The following is an 18,805-nucleotide window of genomic DNA, read 5'->3' on the forward strand; positions in this document are numbered from 1 at the left end:
ATCACCGCGATTCTTTATTCACGTATTCTGTTGGAGAGCATCCCATATACTTCTTGAAGCTGGTCGTAAAGTAAGAAGGAGTGTTGAATCCTACCATTTCACTGATTTCCGTAATGTTATAGCGTCCTTCTTCCAGCAGCCTGCACGCATGGCTGAACCGGATTTTCCGGATAAAGTCCATCGTGGAATCTCCCGTAATGGCCTTCATTTTCAGATGCAGGCTCGAACGGCTCATGTTCATCTCGGCAGCAAACTTATCCGCAGAGAAGCCCACATCATCCAGATAGTTTTCAACGATCTTCACCGCCTTTGTCAGAAACTCTTCATCCAAAGGATTCAGCGCCATTTTCTCCGGCTTAACTTCCAGTGATTTCGAATAGAATTCAACGGCCTGCCGGTATGTACGCAAGACATTGCGTATCTTTGCAATTACCACTTCCATGACGAAGGGCTTGGGAATATAGTCGTCAGCTCCTACATGCAAACCTTCCAACTGGTCCTTCACGTCCGCTTTCGCCGAAAGAATCACAACGGGAATATGGCTGGTCTTCAGGTTTCGCTTCACCTGCGAACAAAGCCTGATACCATCCATTACGGGCATCATCACATCCGTCAGTATCAGGTTAACCTCTTCGTTCTGCAAGATCTCCCAGGCCTCCTGCCCGTTTCCGGCCTTCAGCACATGAAAATAATCTTTCAATCCATCTGCAAGATAGTCTATAATATCCGCATTGTCTTCAACCAGCAGCACCGACTGCTTTCCTTTCTGCCCCCATTGCCCGTCCTCATCTTCATCTGCACCACGGGGCTGTTCGCCGGCATTCGTTTCCGGCAGACAATCTTCCATTCTCACAACAGCATCCTCCACTTTCGCCTTTTCATCTGTTTCACCTGCCAATTCATCAGCTGTGTAAGCTCCGGCTGAAACAGGAAGACAAACAGCAAACACACTTCCCTTCCCTACCGCACTTGTCAGTTCAATCGTGCCATGATGCAAATCAACCAGTTTCTTCACGAGCGACAATCCGATTCCGCTGCCTATGTTTTCATGGTTCACCTGATAAAAGCGTTCAAACACCAGATTCTGCTTTTCAGGCGGAATTCCCTGACCGGTATCGCTTACCAGCATTGACAGGTTCTTATCATCTCCCTTCAACGCAAGTGTGATGCTGCCGCCTTTAGGTGTATACTTAAACGCATTGGAAAGCAAATTATTCAGAATCAGTTCCACGTAATTTCCATCGCACATCACTTTCTTCCCTCTCATATCAGAATTCAAATGATAAGCAATCTGCTTTGACTCCGACAGACTTGTATAGGCATTAAACACTTTTTCTGCCAGAGCGTGAACATCCGTTTCGCTTACCTTAAGATGAAACACGCCCAGTTCTGCACGCCGATAATCCAGCAACTGATTCACCAGAAACAACAACCTCCCGGCATTCGCATTCACGTATTTCAGCTTTGACAGCACCCATTTGTCGGTAATCTGAGGAAGCACATCCCGCAAAGGACCTACAATCAATGTCAAAGGAGTACGCAATTCATGAGAAATGTTAATAAAGAAACGCACTTTCATTTCGTTGATTTCTCTCGCCTTCTCTTTATCCATGCGCTCCATTTCCAGTTGCAACTGCATTGTCTTCCGGATCCAGAAGTAACGGATGATAAAAGCTATCACCCCCACCACACAGACAAAAAACAACACCCTCGCCCACCATGTCTGATACCACATGGGCAGAATCTTGATTTTCAGAACGGTCGGGACATCATTCCACAAGCCGTCACGGTTAGCTGCCTTCACCATGAAGCGGTAATCTCCGGCAGGAAGATTCGAATACACAGCAAAACGGTTGGGATTCTCTACATAAATCCAGTCTTTTTCATATCCGTCCAGACGATAGGCGAAACGGTTATGCGTACCTGAGATATAGTCGGTTACAGCAAATTTCAGCATAAACGACGACTGTCCGGCAGACAACGCGATGCTCTCGGTTTCACTGATATGCTTTTTGAGCACTCCCGTATCATCGAAAGGCTTGACCGTTTTATTCGCGACCTGCAGCTCGGTGATCAACACAGCCGGAATGAAAGGGCTTTCCGTCAAGGTTTCCGGATTGAATGAAACAATTCCGTCAACACTGCCGAAATACATTCTTCCGGAAGCGGTCATGCAATAGGCACCTATATTAAACTGATTGCAAGACAGGCCGTCTACAACGGAATAGTTTCTAAAGGTTTCTTCCTTCACATCCAGACAAGCCAGCCCACGGTCTGTACTGACCCAAAGCATTCCTGCGCTGTCTTCCATTATACCTTGAATGACATTGTTGGGCAAACCATTCCTTACAGTATAATGCCTCAACACCCGGGCTCTCCCATCCAGACAATACAGCCCGTTTCTCGTGCCGATCCAAAAACAAGAATGCTTCAGATTTTCATGGATGCAATTCACCATCTCATTCCGAAGCGCACCGCCTGCTATAGAATCAGTGCTTTCAAGACGGTTGCCCGACAAAAGATAGACATTTGCCCCGTTGGTTCCTCCGACCCATAATCTTCCTTGCGAATCAAAGCACATCGCGATGCGTCCCTGATCCTTGTAAACCTCCCCCTCAACATAGCAAGTCATCCGCTCAAACTTCTGCGAATGGGGAAAGAAACGATAAATTTCTCCATTGGACGTGCCCAACCAGACCGATCCGTCGGAATCGGGGATGATGCTGTATACATTCCTTGTCTGAAGACCACTGTTCTCCATTGTGTATCTGACAATATTACCTGTCCGCCGGTTCAGCACATTCAATCCGCCGGAATGACCGCCAATATACACCAGGTCATCATCTTCGTCTATATACAGGCTTTTCACATCATCAAATTCCAGCCCGCTGTTCCGCGAGTAACAAGCATAAAGTCCGCTGTGCGCATCATAAAAATTCAGTCCTCCGGAGTTTGTCCCGATCCAAAGGTTTCCCTCCTTGTCCTCACGGATGCAGTTCACGACATTGTCACTGAGCGAATTGTGATAAGGAATATTCTTAATTACGCGAAAACGCCGGCGCAAAGGATGATAATAGTTCAATCCGCCAAAATAAGTGCCCAGCCACATGCCCCCTTGAGAGTCACAATAAATGCTCCTCACAGAAGCCTGCGACAGCGAACCTTCCCTGACCGGGTCGCTGTTATAAACGATAAACTCATCCTTCTTTTCGTCATATATATTCAACGAGTTGATGGTGCCCACCCACAAACGCGATTCCATGTCTACGGCCAAAGCCCGGATATAGTCAGAACTCAGTCCCCTATTCCCGGAGCTATAATGTTTCATCCTTTCCCCTTCAACATCCAGAAGGAACAGTCCGTTTCCTTCCGTCCCTACCCACAGCTTGTTTTTTGCCTGCTGAAATATGGAAAGAATCCGCCTGTCTTTTTTCGAATGAAACCAGTCCATTATACTCAAACTGTGCGTAAAGAAAGAATAAGCCATCAGTTCACTTCCTTGCCCGAAAAAGATTTGCTCATCATTACGCTCGACCGCAGTAGGACGCAACGGTCTTAAACAGGAAGGAACATCGGCAAAAGCCTTCTTCCGCTTATCAAACAACACAAGTCCTTCGGTTGTGTTCACCAGCAAATGCCCCTTTTCCCATTCTTCTATATGAAGCACTTCCGCATCCTTGTCCTTCAAACGGTAGCGGAAATTACAGAAGACATCCTTGTCCATATCATACAACGACAATCCCCGATGTGTGCCAACCCACAGATTGCCTCCACCATCTGTCATCACAACACGGATTATATCGCTTGAGATGCTGGTGGAATCCGAATCATCGTGCTGATATACCGTAAAATTATATCCGTCGAAACGGTTCAGTCCGTCATAAGTGGCAAACCACATATTTCCCTTCCGGTCTTGCGCTATGCTCAAAACCGTACTTTGCGACAGCCCCTGTGACAGACCGATATGCTCAAACGAAATCTGTCCGAAAGCAATCGCCGGAATAACTGAAAAATATACGCACCATAAAAAGACACGCCACTTTACTGCATTTTTCATTGTCTTATCTCTTAAGTCTGTATTTCCGATATTCACTTCAATCTCCCGACTAAAAAGCCCGTTTGCCAATGCTTTCATTTACCAGCAACTCCGGCAAGCCGCGATACTTCAACGAAAAAACAAATATAGGCAAAATTCAAATCTGAACAAACCGATTCCGCTTTCAAAATCGTTGAATTTACTTTCAATTTTGTCCAATGACTTAATTATAAGATAAAAATGAAGTATTTTTACGCAAAATAGAAAGTCGGAGAGAGCAGAGTCGCCTACTTTTGTTGAAGTAAACAAAAACAGACAATATGAAGAACAATCTGCTAACCATGAAAAATCTGGCATTGGCGGCCTGCACGCTGCTGTGCAGCACGCTTCATGCCGCAACGACACCTTTCCCTGACCGGATACACGAAAACACACGCACCACTCCCTATCCGCAGGAGTTTCACCAGCCGTTCATTAATCCGGCTCCACTGCTTGTTCCCCCCGGCGAAGAGGGGGATTCCGTGCAATTCATGCTCTCGCAAGACAAGACATTCAAAGACAGCAGCACCCAAATCTCCAAGCCGGCTGTATGGCGCATGTTCAACCCGCACCGCATACTCAAGCCGGGAACATGGCACTGGCGCTTCCGCTCGGTGAAAAAAGGAGGAGAAAAAATGCCGTGGAGTCCAACCTACTCGTTTACAATGGATGCAGACGTGCCTCAGTTCGTCACGCCTCCTTTCGAAACCTTCCTCCGCAACATACCCCAAAACCATGCACGGCTGTACTGCTTTCTGGATGCCACGGTTGAAGAAGCACGGAAGCACATGCGCCAGTCCCCCGACTTTGAACGCATGATCAGCGAAGCGAGGGATGCACTTGCAATGGATTACCGGACCGACACGGCCCCCTACAAGAAAATATCGCTAATGTATAAGCATGCAAACTACCTGCATACTGCCTATATGATGATGCAGCGTGATGTCTATGCCGAAAAAATGGTACAGAACGTCAGATGCCTGCTGCAAACAGAACCGGACGAGAATGTATTGGCGAATGACTTCAATGCCGGCGAACTGGCTTATACACTGGCCTGCACCTACGAAACATGCTACAGCCGTTTCAGCACACAGGAGAGACAGCAGATCGAAGAACTCCTCCTGTCTGTACTGAACAGGTATATCCCGCACATTATCGGAAAAGAAGAAGTGCATATTTTCGACAACCACTTCTGGCAGTTCACCTTCCGGCACTTCCTGCAAGCGGCACTGGTGCTTCATGACAAATATCCCGAAGCCAGAAACTATCTGGAATACAGCTATGAGCTTTGGACATCGCGTGCTCCGGCATCCGGATTCAACCGTGACGGAAACTGGCACAACGGCACGAGCTATTTCAGTGCCAATGCCGTTACCTTATATTATATAGCCGAACTGTTCTCGTATCTGACAAAAACAGATTTTCTACAGCATCCGTGGTACCGGAACTCCGGAATCGGAGAAGCCTACAGCTGGCTTCCCAACTCGTCTGCAGCAGGATTCGGTGACGGACACGAGAAACTGAATGCCCAGCCGCTCCGTATACGCAGCGCATACGCAGATTATCTGGCACGCAAAACCGGCGACCCGTACGCTGCATGGTACTCGTCGCTCAACCGGCGTTATCTGGACGAATACGAAACGCGCATCTATCGGCTCGCCAGCGGAAAGGAACGTCCGGACAATGAAAACCTCCCGGAAGACGCGCCCAAAGCCGTGTGGTTCAAAGACAGCGGCGAAATGATAGCCAACTCCGACCTAAACGATTTGAGCAACAATTTAAGCTTGAGCTTCCGGTCCAGCCCGTTCGGTTCGGGCAGCCACACGCACTCAAACCAGAACGCATTCAACCTGCACTTCCGCGGAATTCCCGTATATCGGGCTATAGGCCACTACATGAACTTCGCCGATTCGCATAACCTGCTGTCATACCGGAACACACGCGCATACAATACCATTCTTGCAGACAGCATCGGACAGCCTTTCACCACACGGGCATATGGCAACATCGTGCGCATGTTCAACGGTGAGCATATATCCTATGCGTTGGGAGATGCCTCAAAGGCATATTGCGGGATCAGCGAATATCCCATGTGGGAAAAGAACTTCAAGAATGCCGGACTTGAACAGTCGCCTGAAAACGGATTCGGGAAAACGCCGCTAAAGAAGTTCCGCCGGCATATCTTCCTCCTTCACCCCGATAAGGTGCTGATCTACGATGAACTGGAAGCTGACAAGGAAGTTCACTGGGACTGGCTGCTTCACAGCCGCCATCAGTTCCATATTGAAAACAACCGGCTGACCACAGTACATCCGGAAGGCAAATTCGCCTCGCTGGCAGAAATATTCAGCGAACAGCCGTGCAAGATATCGCAGACCGACCGGTATCAGGCAGATCCCAACAAAGCCATAGCCGTGCGCGGAGAAGAGTTTTATAAAGAATGGTCTATCGACGCACGGTTCTCGCCATGCAAGAAAAACCGCGTGCTGACACTCATCCAGATTACACCTGAAGGCAAGAAAACAATTCCTGCCGTACGTAAAAACAGCAACACTTTCCGTTTCGGGGACTGGACCGTGACAGCAGAACTGGATGCCGACCGCCCCGCAAGCCTGTACATCCGGAATACACGGAACAACGCGGCATTCGGATACGGCCTCAAGGAAATGAACGCTGGCGGAAAGACCTATCGGTTTAAAAAGAAAAACGCCTCTGTTCTTCACGATAACATCGGAGGAATATGGGAAACGAAAGAGATGGATGACAGACCGGCATTACTGACGGGAGCGAAATAAGGCCCAAGGATCCTCCAAACTACAGTCCCTCCAAACCTCCCCCGAAGGGGAGGCTTAAGAAAACATCAAGCTATATAAACTCCCCCTCGGGGGGGGAGTTGAGAGGCTCGGAGCTTAGTTGAAAGAGCTTAATTTTTCTAATCAATAAATATTGCAACATGAAAAAACACTTGTTACTTTTCAAGGGAATGATGATGGCCATATCATTGTTCGCATTTGCCGGAGTCAGTCCGACCACGGCACAGAAAACGACGCTGGAACGGGTACACGAGAATGTACGCGAAACAGCTTATCCGCAGTCGATGCATCAAGTTTATCTGAATCCGCCTCCATTGATTCTCCCCAAAAGCGTGCATGAGAAAGACGCTTCGTATCAGTTCGAGCTGAGCAACGACAAAACTTTCCCTGCAGGAAAAACAATCACTGCCGACGCAAAGCCCTGGCTCATGTTCAGTCCGCATAAAGTGCTTGACAAAGGTACATGGTACTGGCGCTGGCGTAAAGTAAAAGACGGGAAACAAGGCGAATGGAGCCAGCCTTATGATTTTCAGATTGCAGGCGACGAACCGAAATTCGCCACGCCGGTCTATGAAACCTTCCGGAAGAATCTGCCGAAAGGCTATCCGCGCCTGTTCTGCTTTCTGGATAACGACCTGAAGACCGCACGCGCAAACGTAGCTTCACATCCCGAATACAAGGAAATGCTGAACCGCGCGAACATGGGACTCAACTATGAACCGGCAGCCAACCCATACCCTAAAGCACGCCCGGCTCTTGCCTTCGTCACTTACCTGCATACCGCATACACGCTCACCGAAGACAAGCAGTATGCCGACAAGATGGTGGAAATCACCCGCGCCTATCTGAAATCGACCCCCGACAAGAATCTGCTCCGCGACGACTTCTTCTGCGGCGATCTGATTGAGCAGCTTCTGATGTGCTACGACGTATGCCACGACATGTTTACGGCAGACGAACTGAAACAAATCGAAACGCTTGTATTCGAAGTGGCAAAGAACCACCACAATCCGATGCGCACCGGATATGAAGAAACACACTTCTTCAACAACCACTTCTGGCAGCACGGCTTCCGGCAGACACTTGAAATCGGCCTGATGTTCTATGAACACAGCGAAAAGGCCCGCGAAATGCTGGAATACTGCTATGAACTTTGGAGCACGCGCGCTCCGGCCGGAGGATTCAACCGCGACGGAGAATGGCAGAACGGAACAGGATACTTCACTGCAAACACGAAAACGCTTTATTACGTTCCCAGCCTGCTTTCGCATATCACAGGATTTGATTTTCTGAAACACCCCTGGTATCAGAATGCCGGACAATCACTGCTCTATGCGTTTCCTGTAGGCACGATGAGTGCGGGATTCGGTGACGGAAACGAACGCCAGCCGACACCCGACCGCCAGCGTCTGGCCATAGCAGACTTCCTTGCACGGGAAATCGGAAATCCCTACGCCAAATGGTATGCTTCACACTGTACACGGGATTTAAGACGTGACTATGAAACACGCATTTACCGCATGGCCCGTGTAGCGAAAGACTATCCGTACACGAAAGATCTTCCGGCCGATCGCCCCAATGCTGTCTGGATGGAAGACATGGGCGAAGTGTATGCCCACTCGGCCATTCAGAACACCAACCGCAACGTTTTCTTGAGCTTCCGTTCAAGCCCGTTCGGATCAGGAAGCCATACACTGGCCGACCAGAACAGTTTCAACCTGCACTTCCGCGGAGTACCTGTATATCGCTCTACCGGCTATTACCTGAACTTCAAAGATGCCCACAACATACTATCCTACCGCCATACAAGAGCGCACAACAGCATTCTTGTTGACGGAATCGGACAGCCTTTTACAACCCGCGCCTACGGTAAGATTACCCGGATGCTGAACGGCGAGAACATCACTTATGCACTGGGAGATGCATCAAACGCATACTGCGGAACCAGCGAATATCCCATGTGGATAAAGAATTTTGAAGAAGCAGGACTTGCCCAAACTCCGGAATACGGCTTCGGAGAAACTCCGCTCACCAAATACCGCCGCCACATTCTGCTGCTTCATCCGGACATCGTGGTTATATACGACGAACTGGAGGCTTCGAAGCCTGTCACCTGGGACTGGCTGCTGCATAGTCCGGTACAGTTCCAGATTGACAATGCCAAACACACGATGACCACACGCTACGAAGAAAAACAGTTCAGTTCCGTGGCACAGATGTTCAGCAACCAGGCATTCGAAATGACACAAACCGACCAGTATGTGGCTCCGCCCGATCCGAAGAAGATGAAAAAAGGAGTGAAGTATCCTAACCAGTGGCACCTGACCGCCAAGTTCCAGCCTTGCGCACAAAACCGTATCCTCACCGTCATCCGCATCATGCCTGACGGCAACAAGGAAAAGGTGCTTTCGCGCAAAGGGAATGTGTTCACCTGCGAAAGATGGAAAATTGAAGCGGAACTTGATCCGGCAAAACCGGCTTCGCTCAAAATATTCAACGACCGCAACAATGCCACATTCAGTCTGGGGGACGGAGATATAGAAATAGGAAACACAACCTACAAACGTCTCGAACAAGGCTCGTCTGTTTTATTTGACAAAATCGACGGCGAATGGCTCGTGCATGAAATGTCCGATTACCAGCCCCAGTTCACTGGAGCCGGACCTGAAAAATAAGATTTCTCTATTTACATTTAATATAAGGTTTTCAATAGGAAGAAGAGGCTGTATCGTGAGATACGGCCTTTTTCATAGTTTCACTTAAAAGGCATTCGATAGGACAAATGCGGGCGACAAGCCAAACTACGGCTCCCGATCAGACTTCCATGAAACATAAAATACCGGAACACAGAGAGAAAATACAGGGAAATCCAACCTGATAAATCTCTGCGTTCCGGTACGTTTTCAGTCAAAGCCTTCACATGACAATTAGAAACTATTTTGAATTTCTCCAAAAAGTTTTTCTTGGCTTGATGTATTCGTTTTCGTGTGTGCTTTGGGCTATTTTTTGGTCTTTTCCGCTTCTGTTCTTCGTCAGATAGCCCGCTATCTTCCTCATCACACAAACGGAAATGCCTCAAAAACTCATCCCAAATCAGCACACGATAAATTCAAAACAGTTTCTTAGGGAAAGCTCTGAATTCCCTACGGATGTTCCATTACCATTTTCCCATCCAAAGAATATGCTGGTCAGTCATCTTGTTTACCGAAAGTTTTCCGTCCACAGTGTCGGAAATCACGGAAGCGCCCGACGGATCTTCGCCATAGCTGAACGAAGAACCGTTTGACAAGTTGCGGACAGAAAGCCGTGAAGCTTTCTCGGCATCCAGTTCAGCTTCTATCTTCCAGTCGCCCAGCGTAAGGCTTCCGCCTTCATCTTTCACGTCTACAGCCTTCATTCCGTCGGCCTCCACCAGCATCACGGCAAGTACGTGGCATTTGCGGCACGAATCAAAAGCCGCGGTCATAGTCCATTGGGGAGTGAAATCCTCGCCTCGCTGAGCATCCTTGTCACTGGGAGAAGCCGCATACTTGTCCGTTTGTACAAGACGGGGAACCACGCTGCCCCAGATGTGTCCCACCGAACGGAATCCCTTGTCGGGACGTTCCGTAACGAATGTCCCGTTATCGAAGTCAAACTTCACCGGACTGTGCAGCAGCCAGTCCCAACGCACCTCTTCCGACGCTTCCAGTTCATCGTACACGATTACAATATTGGGATACAGCATCAGAATGTGGCGGCGGTATTTGGTGAGCGGATTATCCCCAAAGCCATTTTCGGGCGACTGTTCCAGTCCGTATTTCTCAAACGACTCTTTCCACAAACAAATATCGCTGACTCCGCAATAAGCGTCCGAAGCATCACCCAATGCATACGCCATCCGATCGCTTTCCATCATACGCACGATGCGCCCGCGAGCCTCCGGTGTAAAGGGCTGTCCGATGCCGTTCACCAGCACCGTATTATAAGCGCGCGTATTGCGGTATGAAAGCAAATTATGCGGATCATTGAATTTCATGTAATGCCCTGCCGCATGATAGACCGCCTCGCCGCCGTAATGCAGATTGAAAGCATTTTGGCAGGAATGTGTATGATTGCCTGATCCGAAGGGACTGCTCCTGAAACTCAAGCTGACATTCCGCTTCAGATCATGCAAATCGCTGTTGGCCACCATCTCGCCGCAGTCGCGGAACCACACAGCCTTTGGCGCACTGTCGGGCAGTTCCGCACGTTCCGCCCTCGGCTTGCCGCACGCCATCCGATAAAGACGGGTTTCAAACTCCTCCTTATAGCTGTCGTTAAGCGAAGAATACCATTCGGCATAAGGATCTCCGGTTTCACGCGCCAGAAAGTCGGCAAACGCACTGCGGATACGGAGCGGCTTTTTGTTCATCTTCTCATGGCCGTCGCCGAATCCGTCACTCAGCGAACCGGGAAGCCAGGTATAAGCTATTCCCTTGCCTGCGTTCCGGTACCACGGATGCTGCAGGAAATCAACGCCTGTCACATATCCCAGAAGCGAAGGCAGATACATCAGGCTGACGGCATTCGCGCTGAAATAATTCGCTCCGTTGTGCCATGAACCGTCACGGTTGAAACCGGAAGCCGGCGCCCGCGAAGTCCAGGCTTCATACAAATATTCCAAATATTCTTCAGCTTCCGGATACTTGTCATACAATACCAAAGCTCCCTGCATAAGGCGGCGGACAGTGAATTGCCAGATATGTTCGTCATAAAAACGGTTTTCCAGCCGGCCCATCAACCGTCCGTTGCAGTACTGCCTCATCACATGCAGGATCAATGTTTCTATCCGCTTGCGCTCTTCAGCCGTAAAACGGTCACGGGCAACATCGTAAGTACAAGCCAGCAGATAAACCAGTTCGCCCGCATTAAAGTCATTTTCGACAAACTGTTCTGTCGGATCCTTAGGAAGCAGGCAGCGCACATTCTGCATCATCTTTTCAATATAAAGATCACGGCCCAGCATCCGCCATGCCGTATGCAGGTTGTCGCAGTTCTCTGACATCGCAAACACATGCTTGTAAGGCACGGTATCCGTGCGGAAATCCATCGCCAGTGCACGGCGTGCGTCGTCTACCATCGTCCAGAACTCCGGATGTGAACGCACGTTGCGCCTCGCTTCTTCCATTCCGTCTTCCAGAAAACAATAGATGCGCGGCCACTCCACAGGCAGATTCTTCCGGAACACGTCAAACGGAGGAGCAGCGAACTCCGGCACGTCTTCCCCTATTGTAAAACGGTAAACCTTGCTCCAAGGATGCTTCTTCCCGTCCTTGTCCACTGAACGGAAACGCCAGTACCATGTACCTTTTTGCAACACCCGGTGCGCGTTGAAAACGCCCCAGCGTACGGGTTCCGACAGCATGTCGTCCGTTCCGTTAAATCGTTTGCTCCGCGACAGGTTGAACTGCAACAGTTCTCCGTCCCTCATGGACGGCGGCACAAGCAGCGGAGCCGGATTAAGAAACACGTCGTCATTCTCTTGCGGATAAGGAGCTGTCCGCAAGGGGTTGTTGCCGCTGACGGCAAAAGCCACACACAAACAAAACAGTAAAAAACAATATCTTTTCATATCAATAATCAAGTCTTTCCAAACCTATCCCCAAGGAAAGGCTTACAGAAAAATATAAAATCAATAATAATAAAACCAACCGGCCTCTCCAATCCCAAGTCTTTTCAACTTCGGGAGAAACGGGCAGGAAGCCTCATCCCCTCCTGCTTGATACGGGCGACTGGTCTGTCTGTTCCACAGCCTGATACTGCCCGTCAATCTCATCATACAGTACGGAAGAATTGCGGTACTGCCGTGCATAGACTCCGCTGCCCGTCTGCACATTGTCCGAGCCATAACTATAGACTGCCGGAACGGAACCGCTCGTCACCTGCAAACGTTCGGCAGACGAAGGATCGAGGTTCACGTCTATCGTCCAGTCGCCGCAGGTGATGCGGCTGCCGTTGCGTTCAACAGGAAGAATCTCTCCCTCCGAATCTTTAATCTGCACTACGGTCAGTATGCGGCAGGCAGAGCTGTTGGCGAATGCTGCCGTCAAGTGCCACTGGTTCGCATAGCCCTCTCCCGGTGACACGACAAACTGGTCGGTTTGAGATACTTCAAACGCTGCGTCACTGAACATACGAGCCACTGCTACGCCGGTTTCCGCACGGGTAGTAAACGTATCTCCGTCGATGCCGAACTGTACCGGACTATGCAGCAGCCAGTCCCAACGCACAGGCTCTGAGGCTTCCAGCTCGTCATAAATCAGCACGATATCCGGATAAAGCATCAGCGTCTGGCGGCGGTACTTCGTGAGCGGCGTTTCGCCAAAGCCATATTCCGGTGTCTGTTCGATGCCCGCATCCGCGAAGTTCTGTATCCACATCGGATCATTCGAAATGCCTCCGTAAGCCTGCGAAGCGTCACCCAACGCGTATGCAATATGCGTACCTCCGTTTGCCCGAAGCATCATGCCGTAGGCCTCGGTCGAAAAAGCCTGTCCGATGCCGTTCACCAGAATCGTATTGTGCGCCCTCGTGTGACGGTACGACATCAGATTGTGCGCATCGCTGAAAGCCGTGTAATATCCCGAGTGATAATACACCTCTTTCCCGCCATAAAGCAGGTTGAAACTGTTCTGGTCGGCAAGCGTATGGCTTCCCGAACCGAAAGTGCTCGAACGGAAACTCAGCGTCAGGTTGTCTGCCGTATGTTCAAGATCGCTGTGCATCACCACTTCGCCTATGTCTTCGTACCACTTCATTTTCGGAGCATCTTCAGGAAACGATGTATCATAGGTGCTGTTTCTGCAAATGCGATAAATGCGGAACAGCACATCATCGCTCACATCGTTGTCCGGATCATCATCAGTGGAACATTCGTTGGCATACCATCCGGCATAACCGTCGCCCGTTTCCCTCGCGAGGAAATCTGCAAAAGCCGCATATTGTCTTCCCGAGACGTCCCAACGTTCGCTCATGTCACCAAATCCTGTATTTTTTGACGAAGGAGGGAAATTATAGACCAATGCCTGCCCCGCGTTCTGATACCACGGATGCTGAAGAAAATCGCTCTGCCCCACATGCGACAGAAGCATCGCCATATAATATAAGGTATAAAGATTGGCCGACAGATAGCCGCTTCCGTTCACCCATGCGCCGTCACGGTTGAATCCCGAAGCCGGAGCGCGTGCCGTCCAAAGCTCATAATAATATTCCATCATATAGGATGCCTCTTCCGCATAGCCTGTCTTGTCCCACAGACAAAGGGCTATCTGAAAAAGGATGCGCATGTTCTTCTGCCAGAAGTGGTTGTCGAAAATATTATTCTCCTGAGAACCGCAGTAAGACGCAAAATAATGCCGCGCTATGCGCATCAGCAAATCCTGAGCCTGCTGGATCAGACTTCCGCTCAGACGGCTATACAGCACATCGTATGGAACAAGCAGGCTGTAGGCAATGGCAGTGGAACCGAAATTGGAAACGAACAGTTCACTGTCGGTAAAGCCGTGTCCGCAAAGCAGGCTCAGTATTTCCGCCAGCTTGGATGCGTAGGTCTGGTCCTGAGTGAGCAGATAGGCCTGGTGAAGATACTCCACGTAATCGGCCATTTCCTCCATACCGTCTTCCGTCACCTGGTTCAGGTAGGTACTGTAATCCACATTCATGGCACTGTTCGCACGGCTGACAAGCCCCCGGTATTCCGAATGGGATTCCACGCGCTGCCGTGCTTCCGCCAAATCTCCGTTCAGATAGCAGTACAGGCGCGGATGCACATCCAGCCCTGCCTGCGAAATGTTTGCACGGAAGGCGGCAAAGTCGGGAGTCACAAACACGGGAGTTTCCGGCTTCACCTCAAAAGCGATAGGTTCGCTCCATGCTTCTTCCGTTCCGTTGGCGGAAACGTTACGGTAACGCCAGTACCACGTCCCGGCCTCAAGCTCGCGGTGGGGATTGAACATGCACCATTCGTCCGCTTCCGAAAGCTGGGTCGAAGCTTCCGGAAAGCCCTCATCCTGCGAAAGGGCGAACTGAAGCTTCTCGCCCGTCTTCATAGACTCCGGCACGATGAGCGGCGGAGGGTTCAGATAAAGCTCGTTCGAGAGCTTCGGGTAAGGCTGCGTGCGAGTCTTGTCGTGCCATGCTTCCGGAGTGTCCACCGCCTCGGCATCTACAGCTGATGCGGGAATCTCATCATCCGAACAGGCAGAAGTCAAACACGCGCAAGCGATTCCCAGCAGATAAATTATATGTTTCATACGTTCTTCAATTATTTGGTGATCAAGGCTGATAAAAAAGTGCCTCCGCCCTGCCCTTGCCGAACGCGGCCCGGACAAGGGGAAGGCACTTTCTGATTATGGAAACCTATTTATTTGTATGCAATCGAATGCCATTGCTGATCTTCTCGTCAGAAAGTCAGGATGGGACGGCAAGGAGAGCCAGAACTTCCTCCATTCTGATTTGTGACGGCAACTCCATCTTCATTCACAAAAGTCATACGCATAACACTATTGCTTGAAGAGCCTTCGTATGCCGTACTTGACCAATAATACTGGTTTGATCCGGCATCATTCTTCTCTACCAGAAGAATCTTGGCATTGGCATCTCCCGAACCGTAACCGGCATCAACCAGCCCTTGCAGGGCAGCTTTCACCTTGCTGTCTTCCGCAATATAGGCATTACGCAACGCTGCCAACTGACCGATTGCAGGAATGTACCATCCGCTCGTCTTTCCTTCTGGAACAGAAGCATTATAATTACCAGCATAACTATCCATTACATTCGGCAAGGCGACATACACTTTAGAACTGGTAAGGACATTCCCAATCCAGGCATTACAATTGGCAAAGCCATATATGTCATCCTCTCCCTGACCTACACCTTCTATGCTTTCAACCGTAGAGCCGGAAGCGCCCTGTTCGGCACTTGCATTGACAAAGCGGGGGGTAGGATGCAAATCACGCCATCCCATCACCCAAGCATGAATCTTTCCATCCTCGAAAGTCACACCGTCGTAGTTTTCGGGGGAATCGGCGGCCGCTTCCGTTTCTGAGGTGGCGAACACCACACCGATAACGGTCTTTTCAGCGTTCAAAGACGTCGACCATGTGCCGTCACTGTAATAATAGTCGCCCACATTCGGAGTATCCGGATCATCAAAGCTCACGTCCACCGTGATGATACCGTTCGCACGCTCCCAGTTGAGAGTGGCGTTTATCTTCCTGTTGGCGGTCAGCGTGATGTTTTCCGTAGACACATCGTGCGTATTCTCTCCCACCTTCATCGTGAGATTTCCGGGCAGACTGTTCTTGTTTCCCACAAACAGGTAGTTGTAGAACCACACGCCATTGTCCGCATCGGCTGCAGGCCCGGAATAAGAGATTGAAACAGGCGTGTCGCTTACCGTTCCGTTCACGATGTCAAAGCCGTTATAAACGTTGTAGTTGCTTACCGACACATTTCCTGCCGAAGCCACCGTTTCAGGCCTTTCGTCGGCAAAGCTGACTTTAGCCAACGGACGGGTCATCGTTCCGGCGGTCGCTCCGTTAAGAAGCGAAAGGCTGAAAGCATCACATGCGTCATTGTTGAACAGCTCATTGCCGGTCGCCTTATAGCTCACCGCAGGAAGCGACTCGGTGTTATAGTACAAGTCGGGGTATCTCCCGTCTGTTGCGGAAGCATCCTCTGCGACGTAATCCGCCCAAAACGAACACTTGAAGTCCTCGCCCTCGGGATTGATGGTGAAGAAGAAGCTTCCGTCCTGCGCCTCATCCACAAGCTTCTCCTGCCGGTCGGTGACCGTGCCGTTCTCCTGCACAATAAGAATGCAGCGGAGCTTGTGGCCTGCATATGCTTGCGGCAGTGCGCGCGAATCGTTGCCGAAGGCATCATCGGGCAGTGTCACCGACACCGTAACCGATCCGTCTGCCTGCGGTTCCTGAAGATTCTGCGGTTCCGCATCGTCCTTGCCGCACGAGGACAAAGCCAGTCCCCATGCCAGAACAGAATATAAAAACAGTTTTTTCATACAGATTTTCTTTATGTTTAACCGGATGAATGTCAGCCCTTTGTCACATTGCCGAACGGCGCCGGAAGATGACGGGTCATTTTTTTTATTTTACCCGTCATCTTAATCAATGTTTCCCATCATCTTCATTAAAATGTCCCGTCATTTTTCAGGACGTGAAAACAGGGGGTGTGGGGCATTCTATTTCAGTCCCTTAGAATGTCAGCATGGGACGGGCTGACTGACCAGGACCGCCGGTGCTGTGACCGACATAATCAGTTTCTTCAGCATTGAAAGTCACACGGTATACAGAATAGGGATCAGTATCTGTGTCCGCCGTACTTGACCAGTAATATCTGTTGGAAGTCGTATTCAAGGCACCGTTTTCTAATGCTGAAAGTGAAGCCAATACCTTGCTTTCGCCCGCATAATAAGCATTGTACAGACAAACGAGCTGTCCAACAGCAGGAAGATACCATCCGCTCGATGCAGACGGAGCCTCCAAAGCAAATGAACTGATATTATTAATAGCTACATAAGTTCCCTGCTCAGTGCCCTCTGCCAGATTTGTCAATGCATTGTTCGGCCATGCCAGCGTATTCTTGTAGCCCAAGATATCGCTTTCTCCCGTGCCAACTCCCTCTATGCCTTCAATTGCACTTTGTGAGCCATGTCCTGTTTCCACAAATCTCGGACTTCCAGACATATCCTGCGCAGCGATAACCCAACCATGAATCGTGTTATCCGCAAAAGTCACCTCCGGATAGTTTGCCACTGCATCCGAAGAAGCATCGCCGTCAGCCGTGGCGAACACCACACCAACTACGGTTTTCGTGCCGTCTAAAGAAGCAGACCAGGTTCCGTCGCTGTAATAATAGTCACCCACCTGCGGAGCGTTCGGGTTAGCGGCCTCTTCCCAATCGCCTGCAATGTCTACCGTAATGCTTACAGAGCCGTCGGACGGTGCATTTGCCCAGTCAAGGCTTCCGTTCACCTTTGTATTGGCAGTCAGGATTATGTCACTCACATTGATCTCTTTGGTCGTTCCGTCAACCGTCATTGATATGTTGCCATCGGCATCCGGCAGTTCATTCTTGTTTCCTACGAAAAGATAGTTGAAGAAGAACACGTTGTCTGTTTTCACAGGCGCTATATCGCTGCATGAAATCACGGTTTCACTCTCACCAACCACTTCATTGGTCTCGATATTGAAGCCGTTATACACTCCGTAGCCGCTCACGCTGATTGAAGAAGCTGCCGATACGGCATCCCCTTTATCGGAAATGCTCACCTTTGCGAACGGACGCTTGAGCTCCACACTCAATGCCGCCCCGTTTGCGATGGTTCCGCAATATGCGTCGCAATCATCATTGTTGAAAAGACTTCCGTCTGTGGTCACACCCGTATTGTAAGTTACTGCAGGCAGGCTCTGTGTGTTATAATACAAGTCGGCATATTTCTTTTCGTTGCCATCTCCCGTAACGGCAGCATCATCTTCAATGAAGTCTGCCCAGAACGTACATTTATAGTCGTTCGCATCCTGCGGAGTAAAGGTAAAGCTGAAGGTTTCGCCAACGGCTTCCGATTCCACCTTCTCGATGCGTTCGCTCCAAGAGCCGTCGCTATTGGTTACATAAAGGATGCACCGCAACTGATGCGCGTCGTCGGAAGCTGACGGAATATAGCGTGAAGAAGCTCTGCCGGCAACATTGTCCGGAAGCTGCACCGTAACGGTTACGGGCTGATCTGACTGAGATGCGTTTCCGCTCAAATCTTCCTGGCTGCATGAAAACAGTCCCACGCTCAAAGCCAGTGCCGGAAATAAAATACTTTTTTTCATGATGTCTGTTATTTAAAGGTTTATGATTTCTGTATGCCAACCAATATCTGTTGTTT

Annotated in this window: 7 protein-coding genes; 2 read left to right on the forward strand and 5 right to left on the reverse strand. The window is 49.8% G+C overall.

The features are described 5' to 3' along the window. Window position 1: 1 nt before the first annotated feature. Window positions 2–4,057: a hybrid sensor histidine kinase/response regulator transcription factor gene (locus QUW60_RS05780; protein ID WP_289559106.1), complete on the reverse strand. Its 4,056-nt coding sequence runs from the start codon at window positions 4,055–4,057 to the stop codon at window positions 2–4. 299 nt (window positions 4,058–4,356) lie between these two features. Between QUW60_RS05780 and QUW60_RS05785 the strand changes: the two genes are divergently transcribed. Both QUW60_RS05785 and QUW60_RS05790 read left to right on the forward strand, forming a co-directional pair. Beyond that, entirely contained in the window at window positions 4,357–6,870 is a 2,514-nt protein-coding gene (locus tag QUW60_RS05785) for a DUF4962 domain-containing protein (protein WP_289559108.1), read from the forward strand. 158 nt (window positions 6,871–7,028) lie between these two features. Next, window positions 7,029–9,563, forward strand: a complete 2,535-nt coding sequence (locus QUW60_RS05790; RefSeq protein ID WP_289559110.1) for a DUF4962 domain-containing protein — start codon at window positions 7,029–7,031, stop codon at window positions 9,561–9,563. A 482-nt stretch (window positions 9,564–10,045) separates the two neighbouring features. Here QUW60_RS05790 and QUW60_RS05795 read toward each other — a convergent pair whose 3' ends face one another. The 4 genes from QUW60_RS05795 to QUW60_RS05810 form a co-directional block, all read right to left on the reverse strand. Then, the gene (locus QUW60_RS05795) at window positions 10,046–12,481 is read right to left on the reverse strand and encodes a DUF4962 domain-containing protein (RefSeq protein WP_258337043.1); all 2,436 of its coding nucleotides are present in this window, start codon (window positions 12,479–12,481) and stop codon (window positions 10,046–10,048) included. Window positions 12,482–12,614: 133 nt separating this feature from the next. Beyond that, complete coding sequence (locus QUW60_RS05800) at window positions 12,615–15,161, reverse strand: DUF4962 domain-containing protein (protein ID WP_289559112.1); 2,547 nt, start codon at window positions 15,159–15,161, stop codon at window positions 12,615–12,617. 149 nt (window positions 15,162–15,310) lie between these two features. After that, window positions 15,311–16,930, reverse strand: a complete 1,620-nt coding sequence (locus QUW60_RS05805) for a DUF6562 domain-containing protein (protein WP_289559114.1) — start codon at window positions 16,928–16,930, stop codon at window positions 15,311–15,313. A gap of 193 nt (window positions 16,931–17,123) precedes the next feature. Continuing rightward, window positions 17,124–18,749 (reverse strand): DUF6562 domain-containing protein, encoded by a 1,626-nt coding sequence (locus QUW60_RS05810; protein WP_289559116.1) that lies wholly within the window; start codon window positions 18,747–18,749, stop codon window positions 17,124–17,126. Window positions 18,750–18,805: the final 56 nt, after the last annotated feature.

The organism is Bacteroides gallinaceum (assembly GCF_030373775.1).
Classification (GTDB): Bacteria; Bacteroidota; Bacteroidia; order Bacteroidales; family Bacteroidaceae; genus Phocaeicola; species Phocaeicola excrementipullorum.

Coding starts and splice junctions, on each gene's coding strand:
- QUW60_RS05780 (WP_289559106.1), bottom strand. CDS start 4,057: ATGAAAAATGCAGTAAAGTGGCGTGTCTTTTTATGGTGCGTATATTTT.
- QUW60_RS05785 (WP_289559108.1), top strand. CDS start 4,357: ATGAAGAACAATCTGCTAACCATGAAAAATCTGGCATTGGCGGCCTGC.
- QUW60_RS05790 (WP_289559110.1), top strand. CDS start 7,029: ATGAAAAAACACTTGTTACTTTTCAAGGGAATGATGATGGCCATATCA.
- QUW60_RS05795 (WP_258337043.1), bottom strand. CDS start 12,481: ATGAAAAGATATTGTTTTTTACTGTTTTGTTTGTGTGTGGCTTTTGCC.
- QUW60_RS05800 (WP_289559112.1), bottom strand. CDS start 15,161: ATGAAACATATAATTTATCTGCTGGGAATCGCTTGCGCGTGTTTGACT.
- QUW60_RS05805 (WP_289559114.1), bottom strand. CDS start 16,930: ATGAAAAAACTGTTTTTATATTCTGTTCTGGCATGGGGACTGGCTTTG.
- QUW60_RS05810 (WP_289559116.1), bottom strand. CDS start 18,749: ATGAAAAAAAGTATTTTATTTCCGGCACTGGCTTTGAGCGTGGGACTG.